Source organism: Sporosarcina sp. P19 (assembly GCF_002743165.1).
Classification (GTDB): Bacteria; Bacillota; Bacilli; order Bacillales_A; family Planococcaceae; genus Sporosarcina; species Sporosarcina ureae.
Genome location: NZ_PDYR01000016.1, coordinates 57056 through 65658, shown reverse-complemented (window position 1 = coordinate 65658; position 8603 = coordinate 57056). Strand labels below are relative to the sequence as shown.

Annotated in this window: 9 protein-coding genes; 2 read left to right on the top strand and 7 right to left on the bottom strand. The window is 41.0% G+C overall.

Annotated features, from left to right (window positions below; translation table 11 throughout):
- Nucleotides 1-180: 180 nt before the first annotated feature.
- The 7 genes from CSV74_RS14505 to CSV74_RS14475 all read right to left on the bottom strand — a co-directional run bounded on the left by CSV74_RS14505 (nucleotide 181) and on the right by CSV74_RS14475 (nucleotide 7423).
- Nucleotides 181-459 carry a UPF0223 family protein gene (locus tag CSV74_RS14505; protein ID WP_029052421.1) on the bottom strand — a complete coding sequence of 93 codons (279 nt, stop codon included), beginning with the start codon at nucleotides 457-459 and terminating at the stop codon, nucleotides 181-183.
- Nucleotides 460-471: 12 nt separating this feature from the next.
- Nucleotides 472-1431, bottom strand: a complete 960-nt coding sequence (locus tag CSV74_RS14500) for an NAD(P)H-dependent flavin oxidoreductase (protein WP_099692226.1) — start codon at nucleotides 1429-1431, stop codon at nucleotides 472-474.
- A gap of 78 nt (nucleotides 1432-1509) precedes the next feature.
- A complete protein-coding gene (gene lpdA, locus CSV74_RS14495; protein ID WP_099692225.1) occupies nucleotides 1510-2922 on the bottom strand; it encodes a dihydrolipoyl dehydrogenase in 1413 nt (470 codons plus the stop codon).
- A gap of 5 nt (nucleotides 2923-2927) precedes the next feature.
- The gene (locus tag CSV74_RS14490) at nucleotides 2928-4301 is read right to left on the bottom strand and encodes a dihydrolipoamide acetyltransferase family protein (RefSeq protein ID WP_099692224.1); all 1374 of its coding nucleotides are present in this window, start codon (nucleotides 4299-4301) and stop codon (nucleotides 2928-2930) included.
- Nucleotides 4302-4335: 34 nt separating this feature from the next.
- Complete coding sequence (locus CSV74_RS14485; protein ID WP_029052425.1) at nucleotides 4336-5313, bottom strand: alpha-ketoacid dehydrogenase subunit beta; 978 nt, start codon at nucleotides 5311-5313, stop codon at nucleotides 4336-4338.
- A 3-nt stretch (nucleotides 5314-5316) separates the two neighbouring features.
- Nucleotides 5317-6432, bottom strand: coding sequence for a pyruvate dehydrogenase (acetyl-transferring) E1 component subunit alpha (pdhA, locus tag CSV74_RS14480; protein ID WP_099669482.1), 1116 nt, complete (start codon nucleotides 6430-6432; stop codon nucleotides 5317-5319).
- Nucleotides 6433-6796: 364 nt separating this feature from the next.
- Nucleotides 6797-7423 carry a YkyA family protein gene (locus tag CSV74_RS14475; protein WP_099692223.1) on the bottom strand — a complete coding sequence of 209 codons (627 nt, stop codon included), beginning with the start codon at nucleotides 7421-7423 and terminating at the stop codon, nucleotides 6797-6799.
- 169 nt (nucleotides 7424-7592) lie between these two features.
- Here CSV74_RS14475 and def point away from each other — a divergent pair, with 169 nt between their 5' ends.
- Nucleotides 7593-8150, top strand: coding sequence for a peptide deformylase (def, locus tag CSV74_RS14470; protein WP_029052428.1), 558 nt, complete (start codon nucleotides 7593-7595; stop codon nucleotides 8148-8150).
- Between the two features lie 241 nt (nucleotides 8151-8391).
- On the top strand, nucleotides 8392-8601 hold the full coding sequence (locus tag CSV74_RS14465; RefSeq protein ID WP_029052429.1) for a DNA-dependent RNA polymerase subunit epsilon: 210 nt from the start codon (nucleotides 8392-8394) through the stop codon (nucleotides 8599-8601).
- The last annotated feature ends 2 nt before the right edge of the window (nucleotides 8602-8603 follow it).

Sequence of the window (8603 nt, the reverse complement as noted above, 5' to 3'; positions counted from 1 at the left end):
GGGATCAGCGTGCGTCTTGAGACCCTGGACAGGTGCCTTAATTTCTGCAAAGTACACAGAAATACGGCAAAGCGAACCCTTCGTTGTTCGCTTGGCTCAAGCCACGCCCCTCGGAAAGCGTGCCTTTCGGAGTGCAGGGAAACGAGGTGAGATAGTTATGTCGCAACCTCTTTGCTTTACTTATTTTTTCACCTTTAACAGTTCCCCTGGTTGACTTTCTTTTGCAGCTTTCACTACACGAAATGCTACATAGTCACTACTTTCCTCGAATTCCTTGCACAGCGTTTTTTCTTCAGCCATGGATGGTACTACACTTTTGAAAGCTCGATAATACTTCATGAATTCGTCTCGTTCAATATTCGATTCATATGCTTGCTCTACTTTTGTAAAAAAGTCGACTACTTTAACAATTTCTTCTGTTGACCAATCCGCACGTAGCGGATATTGATAACCTGCCATCTTTTTCTCTCCTTATCTGACACTCCATTTTTCTCGTATAGTGATTGCTTCATTTTTCATTCGTTTAAACAATTCAGCAACGCTTGGAACATCCTCAATCATACCCGCTACTTGACCACCCCAACCAAAGCCCTGCTCTTCTATACCATCATGAATGAACTTACGATTTGCATCCCCACTAATAAATGTTTTCAGTCCTTCGTAACCAGCATCTTCTGATTCTAACTTCAGAATTTTCTCTGTCCATTCATTCGATAATGCACGTGCAGGCGCACCGATTGTGCGTTTAATAATCGTCGTATCTTGTTCACTGCTCGCTAAAAGAGAATCAAGATAAGCTGGTGACGCATCGACACATTCTTTCGTTGCTATGAAACGAGTCCCCATCTCGATTCCTTCTGCTCCGAGTGCTTGCGCCGCCATCCAACCTCGTCCATCACCAATACCACCCGATCCAATGACCGGTATACTGACGGAATCTACAATTCTTGGAATCAATATCATCGTACCTATATCATCACGTCCTAAATGTCCGCCACCTTCTTGTCCAACTGCTATGACAGCATCTGCACCAATCTCTTCAGCTTTTTGTGCTTGTCTTCTAGCAGCTACTAACACCATTTTCTTCACATCAGTACCTTTAAGCATATCAAAAAGTGGCGCAGGGTTCCCCCCAGTCACAGAGATAATAGTAATCTTTTCTTTGAGTGCAGCTTCCACCATTGCCTCATATGATCTACCATGATTACCAATTGCAAAATTTACACTAAAAGGTTTATATGTTTTTTCGCGAACTTTGCGAATTTCTTCTTTCAATGCTTCAGGTGAAGGTAAACTCATTGCTGTGATTTGACCAAGTCCACCGGCTTCTGAAACGGCAGCTGCTAGATCAGAATAAGCTAGATACGCGAGTCCACCTTGCACAATTGGGTATTCAATTCCAAAAAGTTCTGTCACTCTAGTTTTCCACATAAAAACCCCCCCTTTTTTTCAAAATCTAAAAAAGCCCATGAGAAAACTATTCCCATGGGCTGTTCAATTCTAGCTGTTTTATTTCGTCATCATGTGAATCGGCTTACCAAGAGCAACTTCTGCTGCTTCCATAGAAATCTCGCCTAGTGTAGGGTGAGCATGGATTGTCATAGATATATCTTCTAGAGTCATACCTGCTTCAATCGCCAGACCAAGTTCTGCAATCATGTCAGAAGCATTTTCCCCAACGATTTGTGCGCCTAGCAACAAGCCGTCTTCTTTGCGACCCACAAGCTTCACGAAGCCTTCTGTAGCATCCAATGAAAGCGCACGGCCGTTTGCTGCAAACGGGAATTTACCGCTTACTACGTCATACCCTTCATCTTTTGCTTGTTTTTCATTTAAGCCAACAGTTGCCAATTCGGGATCTGTGAAGCATACAGCCGGAATAGCCATATAATCTACTTCAGATTTTTCTCCAGAAATAGCTTCTGCTGCAACTTTCGCCTCGTAAGAAGCTTTGTGTGCAAGCTGAGGACCCTCTACAATATCACCGATTGCATATACATTCGGTACATTCGTACGGCACTGCTTGTCCACTTCGATCAAACCACGGTCAGTCATGTTTAAGCCTAGACCTTCCAAACCGATTTCATCCGTATTTGGACGACGGCCCACTGTTACAAGAACGTAGTCCGCTTCGATTTTCACTTCTTCACCTTTAGCTTCGTATGTGACTACGACGCCGTCTTTTGTTTCTTCAACGCCTTTAGCAGATGCCTTTACAACTACTTCAACGCCTTTTTTCTTCAAGCCTTTTTTAACGATCTGTGTCATTTGTTTTTCGAAACCAGCAAGGATATCATCCGCGCCTTCAAGAATTGTTACTTCTGATCCAAGGTTAGCATAAGCTGAACCGAGTTCTGTACCGATATAGCCGCCACCAACAACGACAAGCTTTTTCGGCAATTCTTTCAAGTTTAGAGCGCCAGTAGAATTAATTACACGGTCAGTAAATTTGAATGAAGGAATTTCAACCGGGCGCGCACCTGTTGCGATAATAACGTTGTTAAATTTATATGTTTGAGCAGAGTCTTCTGTCATCACGCGTACAGTGTTCGCGTCTACGAAATACGCTTCGCCTGCAACTGTCTCTACTTTATTCCCTTTAAGCAAACCTGATACGCCACCCGTTAACTTAGAAACAACGCTTTCCTTAAACTTCATAGCTTTAGAAAAGTCGAGTTCGACAGATTTCGCAGTAACTCCCATCGCATCCGCATTCTGAGCATCTACAAAGCGATGTCCAACAGAAATCATTGCTTTAGAAGGAATACATCCAACGTTCAAACAAACTCCGCCGATTGTATCTTTTTCTACGATTGTAACTTTTTGACCAAGCTGAGCTGCGCGTATTGCTGCAACATATCCTCCTGGACCTGAACCTACTACGAGTGTATCAACTTCGATTGGAAAATCTCCTACTACCATGTGATTTACGCCTCCATTAATAAAAGTGATGGATTACTAATTAATTCCTTAAGATAGTTTAACGCTAATTGTCCCGTTACGCCATCAATCACTCTGTGATCAAATACTAAAGATAATGCTAACATAGGTGCCGCTACAATTTCACCATTTTTTACTACAGGTTTTTCAGAAATTCTTCCGATACCTAAAATAGCTACTTCTGGATGATTAATTATCGGCGTGAACCATTGTCCACCTGCCGAACCAATATTCGTGATTGTACAGGATGCACCCTTCATTTCTGCAGCTTGAAGTTTCCCGTCTCGCGCTTTTCCGGCGAGTTCATTCACTTCACTTGAAATAGCAAACATTGACTTACGATCAGCATTTTTCACGACTGGTACCATTAGCCCGCGATCTGTATCTGCTGCAATTCCAATATTATAATAATGTTTTTGAATTAATTCTTCTGTCTCATCGTCCAATGACGTATTAAGTTGAGGGAACTCGCGTAGTGTCGCTACGAGCGCTTTTACTACATACGGAAGATATGTTAACTTCACATCTTTCTCCGCGGCAATTGCTTTGAATTCTTTGCGATGTGCAACTAGTGCAGTCACATCGACTTCATCCAGCAATGTAACATGTGCAGCCGTGTGCTTGGAATTCGACATGGCTTTTGAGATAGCTTTTCGCATAGGAGATAATTTCTCACGAGTCTCTGGGAATTCACCTTCAAAGATAGGAGCTTGTTTCTCTGAAATTGAAGATGATTCCGTGTTTTGCTGTGAATCAGTCGTTTCTTTAACAGGTTGCTGTTGAGCTCCCGCTTTAAATGAATCTATGTCTTCTTTTAACACGCGACCGTTTTTTCCACTACCTGCAACTTGTGCTATCGTCACATCTTGTTCACGTGCATATTTACGAACAGACGGCATCGCGATGACTCGGCGATTTTCGTCCACTTCACTAGTAGATAGTTTGACTGGTTGTTCTTTTTGCGTTTCTGCCGGTAGTTGTTCTTCAGATGCTTGTTCAGGTTTCTTGGAATCTACGCTACCAAGCGCTTCTCCTACTTGTTCATGAGATTTTTCTGCACTCGCTTCTTCTTTAGAAGAGTCCGCACTTTCTTCATCCTCTTCATGATCTGGAATACCGTGATCCGGTGCATCAAAGCGCACTAATTTATCTCCAACCACTGCTACAGTACCTTCAGTAACATAAATTTCTTCTACTGTACCTGATACTGGTGATGGAATTTCTACTACAGCTTTATCGTTTTGTACTTCTAGTAATGTATCATCTTCCTGGATTTCATCGCCTGGTTTTACGAACCACTTGACGATCTCCCCTTCGTGTATACCTTCACCAATGTCTGGTAATCGAAATTCATAAGTCACGTAATTCACCCTTCCTGGTTTGTCCAATATGTTTTTAAAATGTCAGAACTTCTCTTGCTTTCGCTGCAATGTCTTTCGCATTAGGCAACCATGTATTTTCGCCCGCTGCAAATGGATATACCGTGTCAGGTGCTGTCACACGTAGCACAGGAGCTTCTAGGCTCAAGATCGCACGTTCAGTAATCTCAGCTACTACGTTAGCTGCAATTCCTGCTTGTCGCTGTGCTTCTTGTACTACGATTGCACGGTTCGTTTTTTCAACAGATTGAATGATTGTTTCTATATCAAGAGGCTGAATCGTACGTAAATCAATTACTTCCACTGAGTAATTTTCTTTTTCAAGTGCTTCGGCCGCCTTTAGGCTTTCTTGCACCATTGCGCCGTAAGTGACAATCGTCAAATCTTTACCTTCACGTTTCACATCAGCTTTTCCTAAAGGTATAGAATATTCTTCTTCAGGAACTTCTTGTCTAAATGAACGATATAGTTTCATATGTTCCAAGAAAATTACAGGATCGTCACTCTTGATCGCAGATATGAGTAATCCTTTTGCGTCATACGGAGTCGACGGAATGACTACTGTTAAACCAGGTTGTGAGGCTACAAGACCTTCCAAGCTATCCGCGTGCATTTCAGGAGTCGCTACACCTCCACCAAATGGCGCACGAATCGTAATTGGCGCATTGAAATGTCCACCTGTTCTAAAGTTCATTCTCGCAATTTGTCCACTCACGGAATCCATTACTTCAAATAGAAAACCAAAGAATTGAATTTCCATAATAGGACGGAAACCAGTAAGTGCTAGTCCGATCGCCAATCCACCAATACCAGATTCAGCTAATGGTGTATCAAACACCCGCTCTTCTCCGAATTCTTTGTGAAGGCCTTCCGTCGCACGGAAGACACCTCCATTTGCGCCTACGTCTTCACCGAACAGCAATACGTTTTCGTCTGTTTTCAGCTCCGTACGAAGTGCATCTGTAATCGCTTGAATCATTGTTAATTCTGCCATGGGTTATTTCGACTCCTTTCCAACATACGCATCCAATTGTTCTTGTAAGTTAAACGGCATTTCGCCCTTATACATAATTTTCATAAAGTCTGTTGCTTTTTGTTTAGGCTGTCCATCTGCTTTTTTAATCGCTTCTTTAATTTCTTCTTTCGCACGTTCAATTACTTTTTCCTCTTGTTCTTTAGACCATATACCTTTAGCTTCCAAATATGTTCTGAAACGAACGATCGGGTCACGTTTTTCCCATTCATCATCAATATCAGATGTACGGTAGCGTGTTGGATCATCACCAGCCATAGTATGAGGACCGTAACGGTAACACATCGTTTCAATTAATGTTGGCCCATCTCCATTTACTGCACGTTCTCTTGCGTCACGTGTCGCAACATATACTGCCAATGGATCCATCCCATCTACAAGTACACTTGGCATGCCTGCCGCTACACCCTTTTGAGCGAGTGTTTTAGCCGCCGTCTGTACATCACGATGTGTGGAGATTGCATATTGGTTATTCTGAATGACGAAGATAGCAGGTACTTTATATGCGCCGGCAAAGTTCAATCCTTCATAGAAATCACCTTGCGATGTTCCGCCATCACCTGTGTACGTAATGACAACTGATTTCTCCCCTTTTTTCTTAAAGCCTAATCCTACACCAGCTGCCTGTACATATTGTGCACCAATGATGATTTGTGGCGGGAAGATATTGAGTCCATCAGGAATAACGCTTCCTGCATAATGCCCTCTTGACCAAAGGAATGCCATGTGCAAAGGCCAACCATGGAATAATAACTGGGGTACGTCACGATATCCCGGGAGAATAAAATCATCTTTTTCCAACACATATTGAGAAGCTAACTGGGAAGCTTCTTGTCCTGCTGTCGGAGCATAAAATCCAAGACGTCCTTGTCTGTTTAAAGAAATGGATCGTTGGTCAAGAATACGTGTATAAACCATTCGATTCATCAATTCCACTAATTCTTCATCTGGAAGTTTCGGATCTAAGTCCTTATCCACGATTTTTCCTTCTTCGTTCAATATTTGCACCATATCAAATTGGCTCTCGATCAGTTGAAGCGCTTTCACCGGATCATACTGATTACCTTTTTTAGCTACCATATCTTGATCTCTCCTTCATATCTGTATTATATATTCTTCAAATAAAGTTAATACAACTTCTTATATTTTTTAGTATACGCAAAACTGAGCGCTTGGTCAACCATTGTAATCAAAGACTTTCTCTCTTTTATTACATTTTTCAAATAACATACTGTACTAACACAATATCGTTTCTGTATTGGTACAACAATGTTTTTTAGTGACACACACTACGCAATCAGCATTCATAGAAGTCTTCATTTGGCATCCGGATAGCAATTTTAAATTACAAGTCCCTCTACATTCCTGAAGACTTTTTATCCGAAGTTACCGTATACGTTTCACTTATTTTTACAGTTTTGACTCTAAACTTTACATTTCCTCTTTACTGCTGTTTTAAACTTTTTAAAGCGCGGGCTGTTATTCTGTTTACTTCCTTAGTCGCTTCATTCAATTCCGAAAGTAACTGTTGACTGGAAGTAATTAAATCATTTACTTCATTGACATGCTTTTGCAGTTCATGCTCACGGATAGATCGATCTTCAATTTGTGTATATAATTGCGCCTGACTGTCTATGAGCTTTTTGTACTGCATTATGAATGTTTCATGTATTTCAGAACGTTCATAATACAGTTCCACCACTTCATCTAATTGATTAGTTAAATCTACTCGCTCGATCCATGCTGACATTTGGTCTACCACTTTCTTCGAGTCACGTAAAGCACTTTCCTCTTTTTCTAACAATAAAGCTCGTTCATGTGCAGACTTTTTCAACGCGCCTACTCGCTGTTTCACTTCCTGATATTGCTGTTGAGTCAGTCCCATTGTCTCAATGAACAACACTTGTTCTTTCTGCTCTTTCTCAAATAACTTCCTTCCAAAGTTGTTCCCTTGTTTTTCTTTTTCATTCACTGCAACAAGTAAATCGGTAAATTGTTGAGTTACTTCCGATTCTCGAGAACAACCATTTAGTAGAAGGAATATAAACAAAACACACATTATTTTCTTCATTAAATGCCCTCCTGACGCTTTATATACTTTTCTCTTTCACCATTTTTCTCATTCGTTTATACTGTATAATAGGAAGTTGGTTCTTATGATTATATACCCTTAATACACATCAGCTACCCATTTACGAAAGACTATACAATATCTAATATATCCGAGAGGAAGAGTAGAAATGATTTTAATGAATGATATTATCCGAGAGGGTCACCCGACATTGCGTTTAAAAGCAAAAGAGGTGAGCTTTCCTCTAAGCAATGAAGACCGTCAACTATGCGATGATCTACTGGAGTATGTCGTCAATAGCCAAGATGACAAGTTGGGTGAAAAATACGGTTTACGTTCAGGTATCGGATTGGCCGCCCCACAAGTGAATGCATCCAAAAGAATTTTTGCTCTGCATATACCTGACGGTGAAAATCTATTGGAAAACTTTATAGCTATTAATCCGAAGATCATTAGCCATTCCGTTGAAAAAACCTATATAGAGACCGGTGAAGGCTGTTTATCAGTAGATCGTGAAGTGCCCGGTTACGTTCCCCGTTATGCAAGAATTACCGTGAAAGCACTTGATAAGGAAGGAAACGTTATCAAGAAACGCTTAAAGGGATTGCCCGCAATTGCTTTCCAACACGAATTGGATCATTTGAACGGCATTATGTTCTATGATCATATTGACGAAAACGCTCCATACAAAGATATCCCTGGTGCCACAGCATTTGACAGAGAGTAAAGCACTTAAACTTGACAGACCGAAGTTTTTCTGTTACAGTCTTGTCAAGGAGTGATGATGCCATGTATAAACGTCTAAAACGCAAATTGCTAAGACGACTTAATGGCCTGCTCGGTAAAAAGACGATTGCTTAGACTTTTACGCCCGCCAACTAAATTGGTGGGCTTTTCTTTATTTTAGGGAAATTGCATGCTATTATTGATGATATGTATTATTAGGAACGTAAAAAGGAGAGTTAAACATGATTTTCAAAGTATATTACCATTTAAACGTACATGAAGTCCCAGTCCGCGAGAACACACTCAGCTTGTATGTAGAAGCTGAAACAGAAAAAGAAGTCCGTGATCAACTGAAAGATCGCGATCTTATGATTGAATACGTGCAAAAGCTGGAAGGCGAGCATTTAACATATGAACAAGCCTCCCCAGACTTTCACGTTGAGCAGGTCTAATC